Origin of the sequence: Flavobacterium sp., assembly GCF_035299245.1 — a bacterium.
Classification (GTDB): domain Bacteria; phylum Bacteroidota; class Bacteroidia; order Flavobacteriales; family Flavobacteriaceae; genus Flavobacterium.
The window spans coordinates 1-21,211 of sequence record NZ_DATGWY010000018.1 but is presented as its reverse complement, the minus strand read 5'-3'; the positions used below and the strand labels follow the sequence as shown (position 1 = coordinate 21,211).

General features: G+C 36.7%; 14 protein-coding genes. 11 read left to right on the top strand and 3 right to left on the bottom strand.

The window, feature by feature from the left end:
- From VK161_RS12555 to VK161_RS12525, 7 genes are all read left to right on the top strand, one after another.
- Window positions 1–1,650 (top strand): alpha-amylase family glycosyl hydrolase, encoded by a 1,650-nt coding sequence (locus tag VK161_RS12555; RefSeq protein WP_324215131.1) that lies wholly within the window; start codon window positions 1–3, stop codon window positions 1,648–1,650.
- Between the two features lie 75 nt (window positions 1,651–1,725).
- Entirely contained in the window at window positions 1,726–2,469 is a 744-nt protein-coding gene (locus VK161_RS12550) for a glycerophosphodiester phosphodiesterase (RefSeq protein ID WP_324215130.1), read from the top strand.
- Window positions 2,469–3,671: an NAD(P)/FAD-dependent oxidoreductase gene (locus tag VK161_RS12545; protein ID WP_414655428.1), complete on the top strand. Its 1,203-nt coding sequence runs from the start codon at window positions 2,469–2,471 to the stop codon at window positions 3,669–3,671. Before VK161_RS12550 ends, VK161_RS12545 begins: the two co-directional genes overlap by 1 nt.
- A gap of 56 nt (window positions 3,672–3,727) precedes the next feature.
- Window positions 3,728–5,839 (top strand): DUF7619 domain-containing protein, encoded by a 2,112-nt coding sequence (locus tag VK161_RS12540; RefSeq protein ID WP_324215129.1) that lies wholly within the window; start codon window positions 3,728–3,730, stop codon window positions 5,837–5,839.
- A gap of 164 nt (window positions 5,840–6,003) precedes the next feature.
- On the top strand, window positions 6,004–9,852 hold the full coding sequence (locus VK161_RS12535; RefSeq protein WP_324215128.1) for a DUF7619 domain-containing protein: 3,849 nt from the start codon (window positions 6,004–6,006) through the stop codon (window positions 9,850–9,852).
- A gap of 92 nt (window positions 9,853–9,944) precedes the next feature.
- Window positions 9,945–12,197, top strand: coding sequence for a T9SS-dependent choice-of-anchor J family protein (locus tag VK161_RS12530; protein ID WP_324215127.1), 2,253 nt, complete (start codon window positions 9,945–9,947; stop codon window positions 12,195–12,197).
- A 145-nt stretch (window positions 12,198–12,342) separates the two neighbouring features.
- Entirely contained in the window at window positions 12,343–16,068 is a 3,726-nt protein-coding gene (locus tag VK161_RS12525) for a DUF7619 domain-containing protein (RefSeq protein WP_324215126.1), read from the top strand.
- A 50-nt stretch (window positions 16,069–16,118) separates the two neighbouring features.
- On the opposite strand, the gene VK161_RS12520 is transcribed toward VK161_RS12525, so the two are convergent.
- The gene (locus VK161_RS12520; RefSeq protein ID WP_324215125.1) at window positions 16,119–16,595 is read right to left on the bottom strand and encodes a TspO/MBR family protein; all 477 of its coding nucleotides are present in this window, start codon (window positions 16,593–16,595) and stop codon (window positions 16,119–16,121) included.
- 76 nt (window positions 16,596–16,671) lie between these two features.
- On the opposite strand from VK161_RS12520, the gene VK161_RS12515 reads away from it, so the two are divergent.
- From VK161_RS12515 to VK161_RS12500, 4 genes are all read left to right on the top strand, one after another.
- On the top strand, window positions 16,672–17,769 hold the full coding sequence (locus VK161_RS12515) for a diphosphomevalonate/mevalonate 3,5-bisphosphate decarboxylase family protein (RefSeq protein WP_414655427.1): 1,098 nt from the start codon (window positions 16,672–16,674) through the stop codon (window positions 17,767–17,769).
- 103 nt (window positions 17,770–17,872) lie between these two features.
- Window positions 17,873–18,223 (top strand): four helix bundle protein, encoded by a 351-nt coding sequence (locus tag VK161_RS12510; RefSeq protein WP_324215124.1) that lies wholly within the window; start codon window positions 17,873–17,875, stop codon window positions 18,221–18,223.
- A 37-nt stretch (window positions 18,224–18,260) separates the two neighbouring features.
- On the top strand, window positions 18,261–19,199 hold the full coding sequence (locus VK161_RS12505) for a mevalonate kinase (protein ID WP_324215123.1): 939 nt from the start codon (window positions 18,261–18,263) through the stop codon (window positions 19,197–19,199).
- A gap of 52 nt (window positions 19,200–19,251) precedes the next feature.
- Window positions 19,252–20,169, top strand: coding sequence for a geranylgeranylglycerol-phosphate geranylgeranyltransferase (locus VK161_RS12500; protein ID WP_324215122.1), 918 nt, complete (start codon window positions 19,252–19,254; stop codon window positions 20,167–20,169).
- 149 nt (window positions 20,170–20,318) lie between these two features.
- On the opposite strand, the gene VK161_RS12495 is transcribed toward VK161_RS12500, so the two are convergent.
- A complete protein-coding gene (locus tag VK161_RS12495; protein WP_324215121.1) occupies window positions 20,319–20,834 on the bottom strand; it encodes a gamma carbonic anhydrase family protein in 516 nt (171 codons plus the stop codon).
- A 49-nt stretch (window positions 20,835–20,883) separates the two neighbouring features.
- Window positions 20,884–21,211: type IX secretion system membrane protein PorP/SprF (locus VK161_RS12490; protein WP_324212771.1), on the bottom strand; the 328-nt coding region annotated here is incomplete at its 5' end.

The window sequence follows — 21,211 nt, the reverse complement described above, 5'->3', positions numbered from 1 at the left end:
ATGAAAAAATACAGTTTACTCCTTTTAGTAGCTACATTATGCATCAGTTGCTCTTCTACAAAAGATAGTTCCAAAACCGAAAAAAAGCCTTTTGTTTGGGGAAGTGCCAATGTCTATTTTCTGTTAATTGACCGATTCAACAACGGAGATACATCCAACGACAACCCATTAAAAAGAGACAAACCAACAGGAAAGTTACGCGGATTTATGGGAGGCGATATTCGTGGTGTAATTCAGAAATTAGACGAAGGCTATTTTACTGATTTGGGAATTAATGCCATTTGGATGACTCCTGTAGTAGAACAAATTCATGGTTCGGTTGATGAAGGAACAGGAAACTCTTATGGCTTTCATGGGTATTGGACCAAAGATTGGACCGCACTTGACCCAAATTACGGAACTCGTGCCGACTTAGCTGAATTGGTTGAAAAAGCGCATGCACGCGGAATCCGAATCGTTTTAGATGCCGTAATCAATCACACTGGTCCGGTTACCGATGTTGACGGTGTGTATCCAATTGATTGGGTACGAACGTATCCAAAATGCCAGTACAATAATTACGAAAATACAATTACATGTACACTGGTTGACAATTTACCCGATGTAAAAACCGAAAGCAATAAAGAAGTAGGCTTGCCTCCGATGCTCATTCAAAAATGGAAAAAAGAAGGTCGTTACGAGCAAGAAGTAGCCGAATTGGATGCGTTTTTCAAAGCAACGGGTTACCCAAGAGTGCCGCGTTATTACATTATGAAATGGTTGGCAGATTACATTACCGATTTCGGAATTGACGGTTATCGTGCCGACACTGTGAAACACACTCACGAAGACGTTTGGGCTGATTTTTACAAAGTGTGTGAGGCAGCTTTTGCCGAATACAAAAAAAATAATCCATCAAAAGTGTTAGACAACAACCCGTTTTTTACAGTGGGTGAAGTCTACGGATATTATATTGGAGGAAAGAGATTGTATGATTTTGGGGATAAAAAAGTAGACTATTTTGCCAACGGATTTAGTAGTTTAATCAACTTTGATTTTAGAAACGAAGCTAAAATGAATTATGAAGAATTGTTCTCCAAATACAACAACATTCTTCAAAATGATTTGAAAGGAAAAAGCGTCATGAACTACGTTACTTCGCACGACGATGGTTATCCTTTTGACAAAAAAAGAGAAAAAACCTTTGAAGCAGGAACCAAATTGTTATTGGCGCCTGGAATTGCTCAAGTTTACTACGGCGATGAATTGGCACGACCACTGGAAATCGAAGGAACTCAAGGCGATGCAACCCTGCGTTCATTTATGAATTGGGATGATCTTAAAACCGACAAATCAAAGTATTTATTACTGTACCATTTTCAGCAGTTGGGCAAATTCAGAAGCAATCATCCTGCTATTGGCGCTGGAGTACATCAACAAATTACGAGTGCACCTTATGTATTCAGTCGTGTGTATAACAAAGATAATTATACCGATAAAGTGGTAGTTGGTTTGGATTTACCGATTGGAAAAAAAGAAATCTCTGTGGGAACTGTTTTCGAAAACGGAACTGCTCTTACTGACGCTTACAGCGGAAAAAGCGTGACGGTTGCTAACGGAAAAGTTGTTGTCGATTCAGAATATGGAATTGTCTTATTGGAGCGAAAATAATTTAATCAAAATATAACTTCATAAAGTAGTATGTTGCTTCGACAGTCAATTATCTTCGTTGTAAATCAACTAATTATGAAGTCAAGTTTATATTTTTACGGTCTATTTTTACTTTTCATCAATTGTAAACCCATGCAGAAACCAGTTAACATAGGACATCGCGGAGCAATGGGTCATGAAACCGAAAACACTATTGCTTCCATAAAAAAAGCTTTGGATTTGGGTGTTGATCGAATTGAAATTGATGTTTTTGTCATTAAAACTGGTGAAGTAGTGGTTTTCCATGACGAAATTCTTGACAGTTTAACCAATTCATCTGGGAAAATAGAAGAATACAATTTTGAAGACCTTCAAAATGTGATTGTAAAAGGCAATCATAAAATTCCAACTTTAGCAGAAATCATTGATGCAATTGATAAAAAAGCTCCACTAAACATAGAGTTAAAAGGAAAAAAAACTGCAACACCAACCTTTGAAATTTTAGAAAAATACTACCAGAAAGGATGGAAAAAAGAAGACTTCATCATTTCAAGTTTTTTATGGGATGAATTGGAAACCTACCGAAAGTTAGACTCTACTATTGCGATTGATATTTTAACAGAAGAAAATCCGTTAGATGCCATTTCGATTGCTAAAAAACTGAATGCAACTTCAATAAATCCTTGGTTTAAAACCTTGACACAATTTAATGTAGATGAAATCCACAAGGCAGGTTTTAAAATCAATACCTATACCGTAAACGAGTTTTCAGACATAAAAAAAGTAATTGCGTTGGGCGTCGATGGGATTTTTTGTAATTTCCCCGAAAGATTACACTAATGTATGATGTTATAATTGTTGGCGGAGGTGCAGCAGGTTTTTTTACAGCTATCAACATCGTTGAGAAAAACCCTAAACTAAAAGTTGCGATTCTCGAACGCGGAAAAACGGTACTCGAAAAAGTGCGAATTTCAGGCGGCGGACGATGCAATGTTACTCATGCCTGCTTTGTCCCAAGTGAATTGGTTCAGTTTTATCCACGCGGTGAAAAAGAATTGCGCGGACCGTTTCATCAATTTTGCTCGGGCGATACAATTGAGTGGTTTGAACGACACGGAGTCGAATTAAAAATTGAAGACGATGGCCGAATGTTTCCTACTTCCGATTCATCGCAAACCATAATTGATTGCTTTTTGGGTGCGACTCAAAAATTAAAAATCGATGTCCTCACAAGTCAAAGTGTTCAATCCATTTTCAAAGGAACCGATTATTGGAAAGTAGCAACCAATCACGATACATTCTCCTGTCAGAAACTCGTTATGACAACAGGTAGCAATCCAAAAATGTGGGATGTTTTAGCAGCAATTGGTCATACGATTGTTCCGCCAGTTCCTTCTTTATTCACTTTTAACATCAAAGACAAACGCATCGCCAATTTAATGGGTATTTCAGCTTTTGCAAACGTGAAAGTTAAGAACTCTAAATTATCGGCATCCGGACCATTATTAATTACGCATTGGGGTATGAGCGGACCCGGAATTCTGCGACTTTCTGCTTGGGGTGCGATTGAGTTATTTCAGAAAAATTATCAGTTTGCCATTGTAGTGAATTGGCTAAACGATGTCACTTTTGAAGAAGCCGAAGAAGAACTCAAAGAACTCAAATTGGAACATTCAAAGAAAATTGTCAGTAAAAAATCACCTTTTGAATTCCCCAATCGCTTATGGGAAAATTTGGTGTTGGCAGCTGAAATTTCAGAAGAAACCAAATGGGCTGATTTGACCAAAAAACAACTTACAAGTTTGGCGAATCAATTGGTGAATGCCGAATTTCAAGTCAACGGAAAAAGCACTTTTAAAGAAGAATTTGTAACTGCTGGCGGTATCGATTTGAAAGAAATCAACTTCAAAACCATGGAAAGCAAAATCCACGAAAATTTACACTTTGCGGGTGAAATTGTGAATATTGATGCCATCACTGGTGGTTTTAATTTTCAAAATGCATGGACCGGCGGATTCATTGTTGCTGAGGCAGTTAGTTAAAAAAATTGATTAGTTATTGAAATAAACTCTATATTTGAGTTAAAAATTTCACTGCTATGAAAAAACAATTACTCTACACATTACTTTTATTTTTAAGTTTTTACTTAGGCCATTCAGAATCAAATAACCCTACAAGTACAACTTGTCCAGTCCCAACTTCATTGACAGTAACAGCTAATCCAAATCTTACTGCTCTCGCTTCATGGAATGAAGTTGGATTTGCTACACAATGGCACATTTTAGTTTTACCATGTGGTTCTCCGTCTCCTTCAGTAAATGCTACAGGTTATATAGTTGCAAGTTCAAATCCATTTAACATAACAGGATTGTTCCCAGACACATGTTATGATGTTTACGTGAGGTCAGTGTGTGCTCCAGATGATGTGAGTCTCTGGTCAGTTGGAACGCTTGTAAATACGCCTATTTTATCTCCCATTTGTGGTGGTGTTTTTTCAGATAATGGCGGACTGACGTCGAATTATTCTAACAACACAGACCAAACCATAACCATTTGCCCCAATGTGCCTAGTGAGGTTGTTACGGTAACATTTACTTCCTTTGATGTGGAAAGTGGAAATGATGCTTTGTATGTATATGATGGATTTGACGCTACTTTTTCACAAATACCAAGTTCAAACGAAGGCACTACCAATTTACCCTCGGGTGGATTTTGGGGAACTACAAATCCGGGACCATTTACAGCAACCAATTTTAGTGGATGTTTGACTTTTAGATTCAGAAGTAATGATTCAATTACAAGTTCTGGCTGGATTGCTAGTGTGAGTTGCGGTCCGATTAGTGACATTACATTAACTGCTTTTATCGATGCCAATAACAATGGAACCTTCGACAACAACGAAGCTACATTTAATGGTGGTTCTTTTGTCTATGACATTAATGACAGCGGAACCTATAACTATGTTACTTCAAGCACCGGTTCGTATAGAATCATCGATACTACTTTCAGCAATAGTTATGATTTCAGTTATTCCATCAGTCCCGAACTTACATCCTATATTTCTAACACAACCACCTACAACAACATAATCATTACTCCTACAAGTGGAAATCAAATACTATATTTCCCAATTTCTGTCACCAACCCATTTAACGATGTCTCCATTGCGCTAATCCCATCAACTCAGCCAAGACCTGGATTTACCTATACCAACACAATTGTCTACAAAAATATTGGTGTTGATACTTCATCAGGTTTAGTAACATTCGTGAAAGACCCAGCTGTTTTCATCACTGATGTTTCTCAAATTGGCACTACAACCACAGCAGAAGGGTTTACTTACAATTACACCAATTTGGCTCCGAATGAAACCCGTTATATCGTGGTTACTATGAACGTACCCATAATTCCTACCGTAAACATTAATGATGTTTTAATCAATTCTGCAACAATTACTACAAATACAAATGATATTTTCTTGACAAACAATAACTTTTCAAACACCCAAATAGTAGTTGGCGCTTACGATCCTAATGATAAAATGGAATCACACGGTGAGCAAATTCTTCATTCTACTTTTACTTCTGCAGATTATCTGTATTACACCATTCGCTTTGAAAATACTGGAACTGCAAGTGCAATCAATGTAAGTATTGAAGATGTTTTAGACGGAAACTTAGATGAAAACACGCTTTCAATGATTAGTGCCAGTCACAATTATAGTTTAAAAAGAAATGGAGCCAATTTAAAATGGACTTTTGAGGACATACTACTTCCTCCATCTATTCCTGACACAACAGTTGGAAAAGGTTATGTCACTTTTAGAGTGAAACCAAAATCGGGCTACGCAATCGGAGATATTATTGAAAATACTGCTTCCATTTATTTTGATTTCAACCCCGCAATTATTACCAACACCTTCAGCACTGAATTTGTAGCCGCATTAGATCGTTATGATTTCAATTACAACACTGTTTTTATAGCACCAAACCCAGCTAAAACTTCTTTTGAAATACAATTGAAAAATACAGATGAAGTAGTGGCTTTGGTTACCATTAATGATCTTGTTGGAAAAACCATTAAAACATTTCAATCAGAATCAGAATCAGAAATTATCATTGATGTTTCCGATTTATCAAAGGGCATTTATTTGATTGAAATCTCCACTAAAAACAATCAAAAATTATCAAAAAAACTCATCATCGAATAATCCTTTAAAACAAATAAGTTTTTAATAAGCTGCACTATTTTTTAAAATTTTATGTAAAAGCCCCAATTCAGTGGTGAGGAAGTTATTTGTTAAAAAAAAGTGAACTTTTTTTCGTAATATGTTAAAAATCAATGTATATTTGATTTGCTAAAAATCAAACAATTATGAAAAAGAAATTACTATTAACGCTTCTGGCGGTAATAGGTAGCGTTCATTTTGCTGCTTATTCACAAGCTGGATTTACCTGTTCTGAACCGATTCAGGTTACTTCATTGCCATTTGTAACAACAGACAACACCGCCAATTATGGTGACACGTATGATGTGCAACAACCCCAAGGTTGTGCCACTTCGAGTGGAAATTATATGGGTGGAAATGATGTTTTTTACTCGTATACGCCAACATCAAATGGAACTATTAATATTACAATGACTCCAACTGCTGGTTGGTCTGGAATTTTTGTTTACGACGGCTGTTCTAACTTAGGAGTTGCATGTGTTGCGGGTGTTGCCAATGGCAGCAGTACCGTACGCCAAATTCCTGCTTTAACCGTTATTGAAGGTCATACTTACATTTTTGCTATTTCTACGTTTCCAACACCACAAACCGTTGGCTATACGTTACAAATTCAAAATTCAACATCGTGTCCTGCGCCTACTCAAATTACGGCTTCAAACATTACAGCATCCTCTTTTGATTTGGATTGGTTTGACCCAACTAATAACAGTACTTGGGAAGTATACGTTGCTCCATGTACTGCAGCAGCTCCAACAGCAAACACAGTTGGAATGCCAGTTACTACACCAAATTACACTGCTGGAAATTTAACGTCAACAACGTGTTACAAAGTATATGTCAGATCATTATGTTCAACAAATGAATACAGCGCTTGGTCCACTGGACTTACAGTAACGACCATTGGCGAAGTAGTTCCTCCTCCTGTTTGTGGCGGACAATTTATAGATCAAGGCGGACTTACAGGTAATTACCCAAACAGTTCAAATCAAATTTATACCATCTGTCCTACAAATCCTGGCGAAATAGTAACTGTAACATTTACTCAATTTGACACTGAAACTAACTGGGACGGAATGTATGTTTACGATGGTAATTCGACTTCTTCTCCTCAAATTTCAAGTACAAATGACGGCGGCAATGTTCCTGGTGGTTTACCTGGTTCTTTTTGGGGAACAACTATTCCAGGGCCATTTACTTCATCAGATGTATCGGGTTGTTTAACTTTCGCTTTTTTAAGTGATTCTTCAGTAAATAGATCAGGTTGGGTGGCAGATGTAACTTGTGAACCAGCTCCAACATGTCCTAAACCAACTTCGGTAGCTGTTGAGGCTAATTCATTCACCTCTGCAACACTTAGTTGGAATGAAAACGGAAGCGCAACACAATGGGAAGTTTTAGTAACATCTGCATCAAACACAACTGGAACAAGCTATACAACTGGAAACAACCCTTTTGAAATTACAGATTTAATTGCTGGTGAGGCATATACAATTTCGGTTCGTGCGATCTGTTCTACAACCGATTTGAGTAATTGGTCGACTACAACACTAACTATTACTCCTTGTGAAGTTCCTTCCAATGTGAATGCGATTGTAATATCATCAAACAGCGCACAAATCAACTGGAACAATACTAATAGTTTGAATTCTTGGGAAGTTTTAGTTGTACCTTCAGGATCAGTTGCACCAGATTCAACCACAAGCGGAACTGCAACTAATCTTGCTAGCTATACCGCTGTTGGATTATCAGCTAACAGTTCCTATGATGTATACGTTCGATCTGCATGTTTATTCAACTCTTTTTCAGATTGGTCAACGGTAGTTTCGTTCTCAACACCAGAACCAGAAGCATTCCTAGTTGGAAATACCACTTTATACAATGCTGAACAATTAGTATCCAATGTTTTAATCAATAACCCTTGTATTACAATTTCAAATGTGACTTCAAGTACGGGAACTAACTTTGGAACTTCAAACGGAATCGGATATTTTACCAACAGCAATTCAAATTTTCCTTTAGAATCTGGAATTGTTTTATCAACTGGAGATGCACAAAGCATCGCAGGTCCAAACACAAATACATTAGGTCAAGGTGGTAGCAATTGGACTGGCGATCCAGAGTTGGAAGCCATCATCACCAATGCTACTGGAAATGTAATGTATTCGTACAATGCCACTAAATTGGAATTTGACTTCACAAGTTTAAATGAATTTATGAGTTTCAACTTCTTGTTTGCTTCTGAAGAGTACGGCGTTTTTCAATGTCAATATTCGGATGCTTTTGCATTTTTACTTACTGATTTAGTAAACGGAACAACAACCAATATCGCCGTTGTTCCTGGAACAACTACTCCCGTTTCGGTTGTTACCATCAGAGATGGTGCAAACAATACAGGCTGTTCATCTCAAAATCCTGATTTCTTTGGAAGTTTCAACGAAGGAGCAAATGCATTAAGTTCTGCTTCTAATTTTAACGGGCAAACGGTTTTGATGACGGCTTCATCAGCCATTATACCAAATCATCCGTATCATATTAAATTAGTTGTAGCGGATCGTGGAGATTCTCTTTTTGATTCGGCTGTATTCATTCAAGCAGGAAGTTTTACCTCTGGCCCACCAGAATGTAATGAAAGAGTCCAATTAGTAGCTTTTGTTGATGAAAATAACAACGGCGTGAAAGATTCTGGAGAAAATAACTTCACTTATGGTTCATTTGGAGTTGAAGAAAACAACAGCGGAACAGTAACTAATGTAACTTCTCCATTTGGAAGCTATACCATTTACGATTCTACTGCAACTACTTACGATTTTAGCTACGCAATCGATTCTGAATACAGTTCTTACTATTCTGCGTCTGGAGTTAGTTATAACGACATCAACATTGCTTTAAATACGGATCCGATTTTATATTTTCCAATCACATTAACTCAAGGTTATAATGATGTTACTGTAACCATTACCCCAATTGTTCCGCCTCGACCTGGATTTAATTACACCAATAAAGTAGTATATAAAAACCTAGGTGTAACAGCAACTTCTGGAACAGTAACGTACAACAATGACCCAGCAACAACCATTGTGAGTGTGAGTCAAGCGGGAACAGTATCAACTCCAACTGGATTCACTTATGATTTTACCAATTTACAGCCTTCAGAATCTCGTTCGTTTAATGTAACGATGAGTGTTCCTGCGATTCCGACAGTAAACATTGACGATATATTAACTACTACTGCTTCCGTTTCGGCTCCAGCTAACGACATTAATTTGAATAACAATTTGTTCACTAATGCTGAAGTTGTGGTTGCGGCTTACGACCCGAATGATATTTCTGAAGCTCATGGTGGAAAAATTCAATTTGATCAATTCTCTGCGAATGATTATTTGTACTATACTGTTCGTTTCCAAAACATGGGAACTGCTAGTGCTATTAATGTACGAATTGAAAATGAGTTGGACGCTCAATTGGATGAAAATAGCATCCGTATGGTAAGTGCAAGTCATAATTATATTATGGAACGTGTAGGTAACCAATTGACTTGGAGATTCGATTACATCAACTTAGTTAGTCATCTTCAAAACGAAGATTTGAGTAAAGGGTATGTTACTTATAAAATCAGAGTAAAACCAGGTTTTGCCGTGGGTGATATTATTCCAAATGCAGCAGGAATCTATTTTGATACTAATCCAGTGGTAATTACCAATACGTTCAACACTGAATTTGTAACTACATTAGGCACTGGCGATTTCGGGTCAAGTAACATGATTGTTTTCCCAAATCCTGCTAACAGCACTATTCAAATTAGTTTGCAAAACACCTCTGAAACTATTGCAAATGTTACCATTACTGATGTACTTGGCAAAAACATTCGCACACTAAAAGCTACAACCGGCAATCAAATGAGTATAGACGTTGCTGATTTATCGCAAGGCGTGTATTTTATAGAAATCACAACAGCCAACAATTTAAAACAAGTCAAAAAATTAGTAAAAGAATAAAAAACTTTTTTAAGTAGAAAAAGCCCTGAAATTCAGGGTTTTTTTATTGTAAGTAATTGAAAATTAAGTTAGCTTTGATTAAAATTTGCGCTATGAAAAAAATTACAATCTCTATTTTGTTAGTTCTTTATTCTGTAGTTGGATTTTCACAAGTCTTGTTTGAAAGTTTTGAGAATACGACTGGGCCAGAACCTGCACCATCCACCAATTGGACGCTGGGAAGTGGAAATTGGGCAGTTTTTGATACTAATGTTGGTGGAACAGTTAATTGGTCTACAAACATTATCAGTAATACTGGTCAGAAATGCGCATTCATGAATCGACAAAATATGGGTATTGGAATTACTACTGAGGAGTATTTAGCAACTCCAATGATAACAGTTCCAACAAATGGAAAATTAGAATTTTATAGCCGAACTTTTACTGCAGGAAATCAAGGTTCTTTATACCAAGTAAAAGTAGCCATGGCTACAAGTCCTCAAAACAATCCGTCATCTTACACTATTTTGTTGGAAGAATTTGGAGAAAGCCAAGTATCACCTGCATTCAATATGTATTGGAAAAAAACTTTGGACTTATCAGGTTTTGCAGGACAAAATATATACATAGCTTTTGTTCTGAAGCACACACAACCAAATTCTTCATTGAGTGGCGATCGTTTTTTACTGGATGATGTTAGTGTTACAGACGGCACTGACTGCCACCAACCTTCAAATTTCAATATCGAATATATTGAGTCCAATTCATCCTATAATTTGACTTGGAATACTGACAATGCAAATGCTTGGGAAGTACTTGCCATTCAATGTTCTCAAGAAATTCCGTTTCAAAATCAAAGCGGTATCCAAACAAACACAAACACCTACAACTTTTCGGGATTAACAGAAGACTATTGTTACAATTTTTGTGTAAGAAGAATCTGTGATGATGGCACAACTAGTAATTGGTCTATTATTACTTTAAATAATGCCAATTCGGTATACAACGATTACTGTCTTTATATAACTTCATTTATTGACAATAACATTAACGGCATCTATGATGTAGGTGATGAGCCCTTTAGAAATGGCATCATTACTTACAGCAACAATCCCGAACCTATTGTAGACTATACATCCAATAATTATTGTAGTACACCTTCAAACACCGCTGATTTTGAATTTCAAATTATGCCAGAATATTTACCTTATTATTCTTCAACTGTATCATCCTATACTAACGTCTCTTTTAATGATAATCAAAATTATTACTTTCCAGTTACTTTAGTTCAACCGTTTGAAGACCTTGGTGTTTATGGTTTCAATTCGTCAACCCCAAGAGCTGGTTTTAACTACAGTGTTCGTTTTTACTATGGAAATAGTGGATTAATTCCAACAGATGGAACCATTAATTTCACAAAAGACCCACAAGTTTCAATAGTTGCGGTTTCTTTACCTACTGCGGATTATTTGATTACTGCGGATGGATTCAGTTATGTTACCAATATTCTACAACCCGGACAAGGAGGTTATATTAATGTAACGTTGAGTGTTCCCCCAATTCCAACAGTAGCCATTGGAGATTTATTGACCAACTCTGTTACAATAACTCCAAATTCAGGTACAGATAATATATTAAGTAACAATAGTTTTTCTGAAACTAAAGCAATTATTGCCGCTTACGATCCAAATAATAAAACTGAATCTCACGGCGGACAAATAGAATTTGACCAATTTACTTCAAATGATTATTTGTACTATACCATTAATTTTCAAAACTTAGGAAATGCATCCGCTATAGACGTTAGAATCGAGGATTTACTTGACCCTAAAATTGATGAGTCAAGTTTTCAAATGATTGAATCCAGTCATAACTATTCGTTGGAACGAAATGGAAGTAATTTAATATGGCGTTTTGATAATATTCAATTATTACCTTCATTCGTTAGTGAAGATTTAAGCAAAGGCTTTATCACTTTCAAGGTGAAACCAAAACCAGGTTATACTGTGGGTGACATCATTCCGAATTCTGCTGCTATCTATTTTGACACGAATCCTGCCATTATCACCAATACTTTTAACACCGAGTTTGTTGATTCTTTGGGCAATCCAAGATTTGATAGTAACAATGTTTTTTTAGCGCCTAACCCTGCTAATGAAACCGTTCAAATTCAACTGCAAAATACCTCTGAAACTATTAAAAGCATTACCATTACTGATGTGCTTGGAAAAACCATTCGCACGCTAAAAGCCACAACAGGTAATCAAATAAGCGTGAACCTTGCTGATGTATCACAAGGTGTGTATTTTGTAGAAATTATCACACAAAACGGACTAAAACAAACCAAAAAATTGATTAAAGAATAAATTCCATTTTTTACAATTTCAATAAAAGCTCTGAATTTTCGGGGCTTTTTTATTTTATCTTCAAATTAACTATAAAATTTTTAAGAAATCCCTTTGTAAGTTATTAAAAATCAATGTATTTTTGATTAGAACAAAACAAAAAATCATGAAAAGAAAATTACTCTCAACCTCAGTAATTCTGCTGTTTGCCTCGCTATACAGCTTGAACGCTCAAACCACACTTTGTGGACAACTATTCACCGATTCGCAAGGACCGAATGCTAATTACATCAATAATGAAGATTACACCGTAACCCTTTATCCTTCTAATCCAGGTGAGGTGGTAACTGTTTCTTTTGTTTCTTTTGACACTGAAGTCAATTATGATGGACTGTATATTTTTAACGGAGATTCAACATCTGCTCCTCAAATAGCCAGTAACAATCCTGCCGGAAATGTTCCTGGCGGTTTAGCTGGCGCATTTTGGGGAACTACCAACCCAGGCAGTTTTACTTCAACCCATCCTTCAGGAAGTCTAACTTTCCGATTTAGAAGCGATACCAGTGTAAATAAAGCAGGTTGGGTTGCCAATGTAACGTGTGGTTCGCTTAGTTCTTGTATCGTTCCAAACAATTTATTCGCAACCAATTTCACTGGCACTACAGCAACTATCGGTTGGGTAGAAAGTGGGAACGCAACCAACTGGGAAGTACTCATTGTTCCTGCTGGCACGCCTGCACCAACTCAAGCCACTTCTGGAACTCCAACGACAAACAATCCTTACATAGCATCGGGTTTAACTCCTGGAGTAGTTTATACAGCTTATGTTCGAGCTGTTTGTAGTGACATTCCGGGCGATGTTAGCAATTGGTCGTATGGCCTAACTATAACCACAACCACAACTAGTTGCACACCGCCAACCAATTTAACGGTTTCCAATATTACGAACTCCGGAGCTACATTGAATTGGGCTTTCAACTCAGCACCGCAATGGGAAGTTGTTGTTTTACCTTCAAATGGAGGCTTACCAACTCCTAATACAACGGGAACAGTTGTAACCACAAACTCATTTACAGTGACCGGACTTAATCCTAATACGGCTTATAATTTCTTTATTCGTTCATTGTGCAATCCTGCTGTAAGCATTTGGTCTAATGGCACTTACTTTTTAACGGCTCCTGCCGTAATAATTCCACCAGCTTGTGGTGAAGCGTTTTTTGATAATGGTGGCCCAAATGCTAATTATGTTAATAATTCAGACAACACTTATGTAATTTGCCCAACTAATCCTGGCGAAGTCGTTACTGTTGATTTCAATTCATTTGATGTAGAGCCAACTTGGGATGGATTGTATGTCTATGACGGAAATTCAATAAGTGCTCCACAAATATCAAGTGGAAATAGTGGCAATAGTATTCCGGGTGGAGTTCCTGGTGCGTTTTGGGGAACAACTGCTCCTGGTCCATTCACATCAACCAGTCCAGACGGTTGTTTAACCTTCCGATTCAGAAGCGACAATGTGGTAGTTAAAGCAGGTTGGTCAGCTAGTGTAACTTGTCAACCAGCAGCAACCTGTCCAAAACCAACAAGTGTAACCACTTCCAATGTTACTACTAATTCGGTAGTTGTTGGATGGAACTCGAACAGTACTGCAACTTCTTGGGAAGTATTGGCTTTACCATGTGGCACAGCACCAACAGCAACTTCAACAGGAATTGTTGTGAGCGTAAATCCATACACTTTAACTGATTTAACAGCTTCAACTTGTTACAACATTTATGTGAGAGGAATTTGTTCGGACACCGATACCAGCAATTGGTCTACTGCAGCTACTGTGACTACTTTGGCAACTTGTCCTAATCCGACACAAATTAGCGCAAGCAACGTAACTCAAAACTCTGCGACTATAAATTGGTTTGAAACCGGTTCAGCAACATCTTGGGAAGTAATTGCATTACCTTGTGGAGTTCCAGCTCCATTGGCAATTGCAACAGGAATGATAGCGACCGATGTAAATCCTTTTGTTTTGACTAATTTGTCTCCCTATACCTGTTATGACGTCTATGTACGTTCCATTTGTTCAGAAACAGACATGAGTGTTTGGTCTGGACCACTAACCATTAATACTCAGCCATTACCTCCTGTTTGTGGTGGAAATTTCTTTGATCCTGCTGGACCCAATGCTAATTATGCCAACAATACCGATTCAACTGTAACCATTTGCCCAAACAATCCAGGTGAATTAGTAACTGTAACTTTTACTTCATTCGCATTAGAAAATAATTGGGATGGATTGTATGTGTATGACGGAAATTCAATTGCTGCTCCACAAATTGCTAGTTCTAACCCTGCGGGACAAGTTCCTGGTGGTTTACCTGGTGCATTTTGGGGAACAATAATTCCTGGTCCATTTACCTCTTCTAGTCCTGACGGATGTTTGACATTCCGATTTGTTAGTGATAGTAGTGTTGTAATGGCAGGTTGGTCAGCTAATGTAACGTGTACACCTGATGCAGATAAAATCATTTTAGTTGCCTTTGTCGATTCTAATAATAACGGAACCAAAGAAGCCGATGAAACCACTTTTTCACATGGCTCTTTCATGTATGACATGAACGACGCAGGAACACCAATGATGGCCTACTCTCCAACAGGACAATTTGCCTTGTACGATACCAACCCCGACAATTCCTATGATTTCACTTATCAACTTGAATCATCGTACGCGCCTTACTACAGCGCAGGAACCACTAGTTACAGCAACGTATCTATTCCGGTTGGAAGTATCTATCAGATTTTATATTTCCCAATTACTGTAACTCAAGGTTATAATGATGTTACGGTTTCGATTGTAGCTCAAAATCCTCCACCTCGACCCGGATTTACTTACACCAATAAAATCGTATACAAAAACGAAGGATTAACTCCAACATCTGGAACATTAACTTTTACTAAAGGTTCGGTAGTAACTATTACTAATGTTACTCAAGCTGGAATTGTAACTACTACTGATGGATTCACCTATAATTTCACCAATTTAGCACCAAATGAAACGCGTTACATCACAGTAACAATGTTGGTTCCAACCATCCCAACGGTTAGTTTAGGTGATGTAATAACCAATACGGCAACCGTTTCGGCTCCTGCTGATGATATTGATTTAGACAATAACGCTTTTAGTATTAGCCAAATCATCGTTGGTTCTTATGACCCGAATGATAAAATGGAATCGCATGGCGGAAGAATTCTCATCACAGAATACAACCCAAGTGACTATTTATACTACACGATTCGTTTCCAAAATGAAGGAACTGCTAGTGCCGAATTTGTAATTTTAGAAGACGTTTTGGATGCTCAAATCGACGAATCATCCATACAGATGGTAAGTGCTAGTCATGATTATGTGATGACTCGCATGAACAACGAAATAACATGGGATTTTAGAAATATCAACTTGGTTCCTAAAACAGTTAATGAAGAAGCAAGTATGGGTTATGTAATGTTTAGAGTACGTTTACAACCCGGAATTGAAGTTGGCGATGTAGTTCCGAATACGGCTGACATCTTTTTTGATTTCAATCCGGCCATCACGACAAACACATTCAATACCGAGATTGTAGCACCTCTTGGAAATCCAACTTTTGAAACAGGAAATTTCGAAATGATTCCAAATCCAGCTGATTCAATGGTACAGATTAGTTTGGAAAGCGCTTCGGAGCAAATCAACAATATCGCTATTTATGACGTGATGGGCAAACAAATCCGAAACATCAATAATAGTCTTTCTAATGAAGTTGCTGTAGATGTTTCTGAATTATCAAACGGAATTTACTTTGTAGAAATTACGACTGATTCGAACGTAAAAACCACTAAGAAATTAGTTGTGAAATAACATAATTACAAAAATCATTTAAAATCCCGAGAAGTAATTTTCGGGATTTTTTATTGATTCAACCACCAAATACTGGCGTTCAGAATTGTGGCAAATGTTACCCAAGCTAAATACGGAACCATAAGCATACCCGCAATTCGATCAACTTTTTTGAAAATCACATAGGTTTCAAAAATCATTAGCAAAAGTAAAATCACTTCAATCAATGCTAAAAACGGATTGTGCAAACCAAAAAATAAATACGACCACAAAGCATTCAATCCTAATTGAATAATAAAAAATAAAAAACCTTTTTTCACTAATTCAGGTTGTGCTTCTATCTGGTTCCAAACCAATCCACCAGCAACTCCCATCATGATATAAAGTGCTGTCCAAACTGGTGCAAAAATCCAATTGGGCGGATTAAAAACAGGCTTTACTAAAGTAGGATACCAAGTAGTTATACTTTCTCGAGTAACTATTCCTGATAAATAGCCAATAACCACACAGGTCATTACAACTAAAAGAATTCGGAGCGCTTTATTCATTTTGTTTAAATTTTTCACAAATATACTAAACAAAATGTTGTGGTTTTTCTAAAATAAGTATCTTTGTGTAAATTTTATGACTACTATGTCCGAAAAGGATTTTATTGCAAGCCAAAACAGAACTACATTAGAAAGTGGAGCTTTTAAATGGAGCGCACCGAGCAACATTGCTTTAGTAAAATATTGGGGGAAAAAAGAGCATCAGATTCCGGCCAATCCTTCAATCAGTTTTACATTGAAAAATTGTAAAACAATTACTGAATTAAGTTTCGAGAAAAAGGAAGACTCAAATTTATTTTCCTTTGATTTATTGTTTGAAGGAAAACCCAAAGAAGAATTCAAACCCAAAATTCAGAAGTTTTTTGAACGAATTGAATTGTACTGCCCGTATTTGAGAGACTATCATTTCACTATTGACACTCAAAATACGTTTCCTCATAGCTCCGGAATTGCCTCTTCTGCATCAGGAATGGCAGCTTTGGCGATGAACATCATGAGTTTGGAAAAAGAATTGCATCCTGAAATGACTAACGACTACTTTTATCAAAAAGCTTCATTTTTAGCTCGATTGGGTTCAGGAAGTGCCTGTCGAAGTGTAAAAGGAAGTGTTGTTGTCTGGGGAAAACATGCTGAAACAGAAGGAAGTTCCGATTTATTTGGTGTTGAATTTCCATTTCAACTACATCTTAATTTCAACAACTACCAAGACACCATTTTACTAGTTGACAAAGGCGAAAAACAAGTTTCGAGTACTGTCGGCCACGATTTAATGCACAACCATCCGTTTGCCGAACAACGATTTGCTCAAGCGCATCACAATTTATCGGCTATAAAATCCGTTTTAGAGAATGGAAATCTGGAGCAATTCATACAAATTGTAGAAAGTGAAGCTTTAACATTACACGCCATGATGATGACTTCGATGCCTTATTTTATTCTAATGAAACCCAACACACTAGAAATCATCAACAAAATCTGGAAATTCAGAAGTGAAACCAAAACACCTATTTGTTTTACACTCGATGCGGGTGCAAATGTCCATGTTTTGTATCCCGAAAACGTTAGAGTTGAAACTTTGCAATTTATTCAAGACGAATTAGTTGGCTATTGTCAAAATGGTCAGTATATTTGTGATGAAATTGGTTTTGGAAGTCAATTGATAATTGATAATTGATAATTGATAATTGATAATTGATAATTGATAATTGATAATTGATAATTGATAATTGAAAAACCTGATTTCTATATTTTTAGTATAAGCCAAATAGAATTAATACATGACGAAAAATGCAGTTAAAGAAAAATCATTTTCTTTTGCAATTGAGATTATTCATTTTTATAAAATTATAAGCCAAGAAAGAAAAGAGTTTGTTTTATCTAAACAATTGTTACGTGCAGGAACATCAATCGGAGCCAATATTAGAGAAGCAGAACATGCAGAAAGTAAGGCTGATTTTATTCATAAATTATCAATTGCACTAAAAGAGGCAAATGAAACAGAATATTGGTTGGATTTGTTATTTGAAACGAAGTACATCAATATAGAAGAATTTGACAAAATTAAACCTAAAGTTGTTGAACTACTGAAATTATTAATCAGTATAATCAATACATCAAAGAATAAATAATTATCAATTATCCATTGCTAATTGTCAATTAAAAACTATGAAAGGACCGCTATTTTACTCAAAAATATTACTCTTCGGAGAATATGGAATCATCAAAGATTCTAAAGGCTTATCCATTCCGTACAATTTTTACAATGGTGCTTTGAAAGTGGACGAGGATCTATCATCAGAAGCCATTAAATCAAACCAAAGTCTACAAAGATTTGCCGCTTATTTAGAGCAATTACAGCAAGAACAACCAGATTTGGTTACATTCAATTTAGAAACTCTAAAAGCGGATGTTGAACGCGGAATGTACTTTGATTCTAGCATCCCACAGGGCTATGGTGTTGGAAGTAGTGGCGCTCTAGTTGCTGCGATTTACGACAAATATGCCAACAATAAAATTACAGTTTTAGAGAATTTAACTCGTGAAAAACTGTTGCAGTTGAAAAATATTTTCGCTCAAATGGAATCGTTTTTCCACGGAAAAAGTTCAGGATTGGATCCATTAAACAGTTATTTGAGCATTCCAATTTTGATCAATTCGAAAGACAATATTGAAGCAACCGGAATTCCAACACAAAGTACAACTGGAAAAGGCGCTGTGTTTTTGTTAGATTCTGGAATTGTGGGTGAAACCGCTCCAATGGTAAACATCTTCATGGAAAATCTAAAAGATCAAGGTTTCCGTACAATGTTGAAAAACCAATTTGTAAAATACACCGACGCTTGTGTAGAAAACTTTTTGGGTGGCGACATCAAATCGTTGTTTTCCAACACTAAAAAACTTTCTAAAGTAGTTCTTAACAACTTTAAGCCAATGATTCCGGAAGCATTTCATGGAGTTTGGCAAAAAGGAATTGACACCAACGATTACTATCTAAAATTATGTGGTTCTGGCGGTGGCGGTTATATTTTAGGTTTTACAGAAGATTTGGAAAAAGCCAAACAATCCTTAAAAGACTATAAACTCGAAGTGGTTTATCAGTTTTAAACATGGAAACGGAATTTGACATCAATTCAGTCAAAGGACTAATTTCATACCAATGCTAAGCCGAAAAACCAAACTTACGTTACTGAAAATCCTCAGTATGTTTTCAGTGGTAAGAGGTTATAACATTCCCGTTATGGCTTTGGCTCAGTATTTATCTGCCATTTTCATATTGGCTCCCGAAAAAAGAGCATTGTCGGTGCTACTCGATTTTAATTTATTCATCATCGTTTTAGCATCAACTTTAACCATTGCCTCGGGTTACATCATCAACAACTTTTACGACAGCAAAAAAGACTTAATCAATCGTCCTAACAAGTCCAAAATTGATCGATTAGTCAGTCAGAAAACCAAATTGCAATTCTATTTTGTAGTTAATTTTTTTGTCGCATTAATTGCATTTTTTGTTTCGTTTAGAGCCGTTTTATTCTTTTCGGTATACATTTTCCTGATTTGGTTTTACTCACACAAACTCAAGAAATACCCAATTATCGGAAACCTAACCGCATCCTTTTTGGCTGTTTTGCCTTTCTTCGCCATTTTACTGTACTACAAAAACTTGTATCCGCAGATTTTCGCACACGCCACCTTTTTATTCCTTCTGATTTTAATCCGTGAAATCATCAAAGATTTGGAAAACATCAAAGGAGATATTGCCAATGACTATCAAACCATACCTGTAAAATACGGAGAAGAATTTGCTAAAAAAATCATCACTTTTTTAACTATTTCAACCATCATTCCCGTCTACTTTTTAATAGAAGTGTACAACGTAGGTTATATGGATATTTACTTTTACCTAAGTTTAATGGTGCTGATTTTCTTCTTGTTTTTGCTTTGGAAATCCAATAGCAAACCAGAGTACATTCAACTGCACAACATTTTGAAGTTTTTAGTGGTTTCGGGAGTATTTTGTATTGTATTGATTAATCCAGAAGTGCTCATTCACGGTAGAGCAATGCTTCGGATATAGGAGCAAAAGGCTTGGGCATTCTTGCAATCCATGTTCCTGCTGCCTTTCCAAAACTTTTTGCCTGCCAATGCTACATCCAACGACAAAAAGGTTTTTCCCTTGCATCAGGGCTAGAAAATATTCTTTTGGCTGCCATTCAGAAGTGCTAACTACTCCTCTTTAAACCAACTCGAATACATTACATAGTTATTGGATATGCGTTCAATCTCGCCCGCAAAATCAGACGCATTGATGTCTTTTACTTTCTTCGCCGGAACTCCAGCATAAATCGTTCCCGATTCAACCACTGTATTCTGAGTTACTACTGCTCCAGCCGCTACAATCGAGTTACTTTCTACCACACAATTGTCCATCACAATCGCACCCATTCCAATCAAAACATTATCGTGTAATGTACAACCATGAACAATAGCGTTGTGTCCGATAGAAACATTATTTCCAATATTAGTGGGATGCTTTTGGTACGTAGCATGTATTATTGCTCCATCTTGAATATTGACTTTGCTTCCAATTTTAATGTAGTGAACATCGCCTCGAATTACGGCATTGAACCAAACACTGCATTGCGAACCCATTTGGACATCACCAACAATAGTAGCATTTTCTGCCACATAGCAATCGTCTGGTATGTTAGGTGATTTTCCGTTAACTGACTTTATTATCATAAGTATGGTTTAAAAAAAATCCCAATAGAAAACTACTGGGATTATATTATTAATTCACTGCCGGACAGTTACAGTGGTATTTCTCTGGTTTGCAGAACAAGTTGATTCCAAGTGTGATGTTGTGGAATCCTCCGTTGTCAAACTTCACATTGCCTCCTAAATGAGAATACGTGTAAGCCAACATAAATTGATTGTAGTTCAAGCCCAATATCGGTGAAAAATACTGTAATTTCTGCGTCTGTATCGCGTTGCCTTCAACATACTGTGCGCCGTCCAAACTTCTTCTATACGAAAATCCTCCCCATACTTTCCCAAACTCTAAATTCTTATAGGCCTTAATGTTCAAATCAACCATCGATTCCTTAGTCTGACTGATG

Bases quoted from the DNA above. Each gene is read 5' to 3' on its own strand.
- VK161_RS12550 (WP_324215130.1), top strand. From the start codon at position 1,726: ATGAAGTCAAGTTTATATTTTTACGGTCTATTTTTACTTTTCATCAAT.
- VK161_RS12515 (WP_414655427.1), top strand. From the start codon at position 16,672: ATGACTACTATGTCCGAAAAGGATTTTATTGCAAGCCAAAACAGAACT.
- VK161_RS12505 (WP_324215123.1), top strand. From the start codon at position 18,261: ATGAAAGGACCGCTATTTTACTCAAAAATATTACTCTTCGGAGAATAT.
- VK161_RS12510 (WP_324215124.1), top strand. From the start codon at position 17,873: ATGACGAAAAATGCAGTTAAAGAAAAATCATTTTCTTTTGCAATTGAG.
- VK161_RS12525 (WP_324215126.1), top strand. From the start codon at position 12,343: ATGAAAAGAAAATTACTCTCAACCTCAGTAATTCTGCTGTTTGCCTCG.
- VK161_RS12495 (WP_324215121.1), bottom strand. From the start codon at position 20,834: ATGATAATAAAGTCAGTTAACGGAAAATCACCTAACATACCAGACGAT.
- VK161_RS12500 (WP_324215122.1), top strand. From the start codon at position 19,252: ATGCTAAGCCGAAAAACCAAACTTACGTTACTGAAAATCCTCAGTATG.
- VK161_RS12535 (WP_324215128.1), top strand. From the start codon at position 6,004: ATGAAAAAGAAATTACTATTAACGCTTCTGGCGGTAATAGGTAGCGTT.
- VK161_RS12545 (WP_414655428.1), top strand. From the start codon at position 2,469: ATGTATGATGTTATAATTGTTGGCGGAGGTGCAGCAGGTTTTTTTACA.
- VK161_RS12555 (WP_324215131.1), top strand. From the start codon at position 1: ATGAAAAAATACAGTTTACTCCTTTTAGTAGCTACATTATGCATCAGT.
- VK161_RS12540 (WP_324215129.1), top strand. From the start codon at position 3,728: ATGAAAAAACAATTACTCTACACATTACTTTTATTTTTAAGTTTTTAC.
- VK161_RS12520 (WP_324215125.1), bottom strand. From the start codon at position 16,595: ATGAATAAAGCGCTCCGAATTCTTTTAGTTGTAATGACCTGTGTGGTT.
- VK161_RS12530 (WP_324215127.1), top strand. From the start codon at position 9,945: ATGAAAAAAATTACAATCTCTATTTTGTTAGTTCTTTATTCTGTAGTT.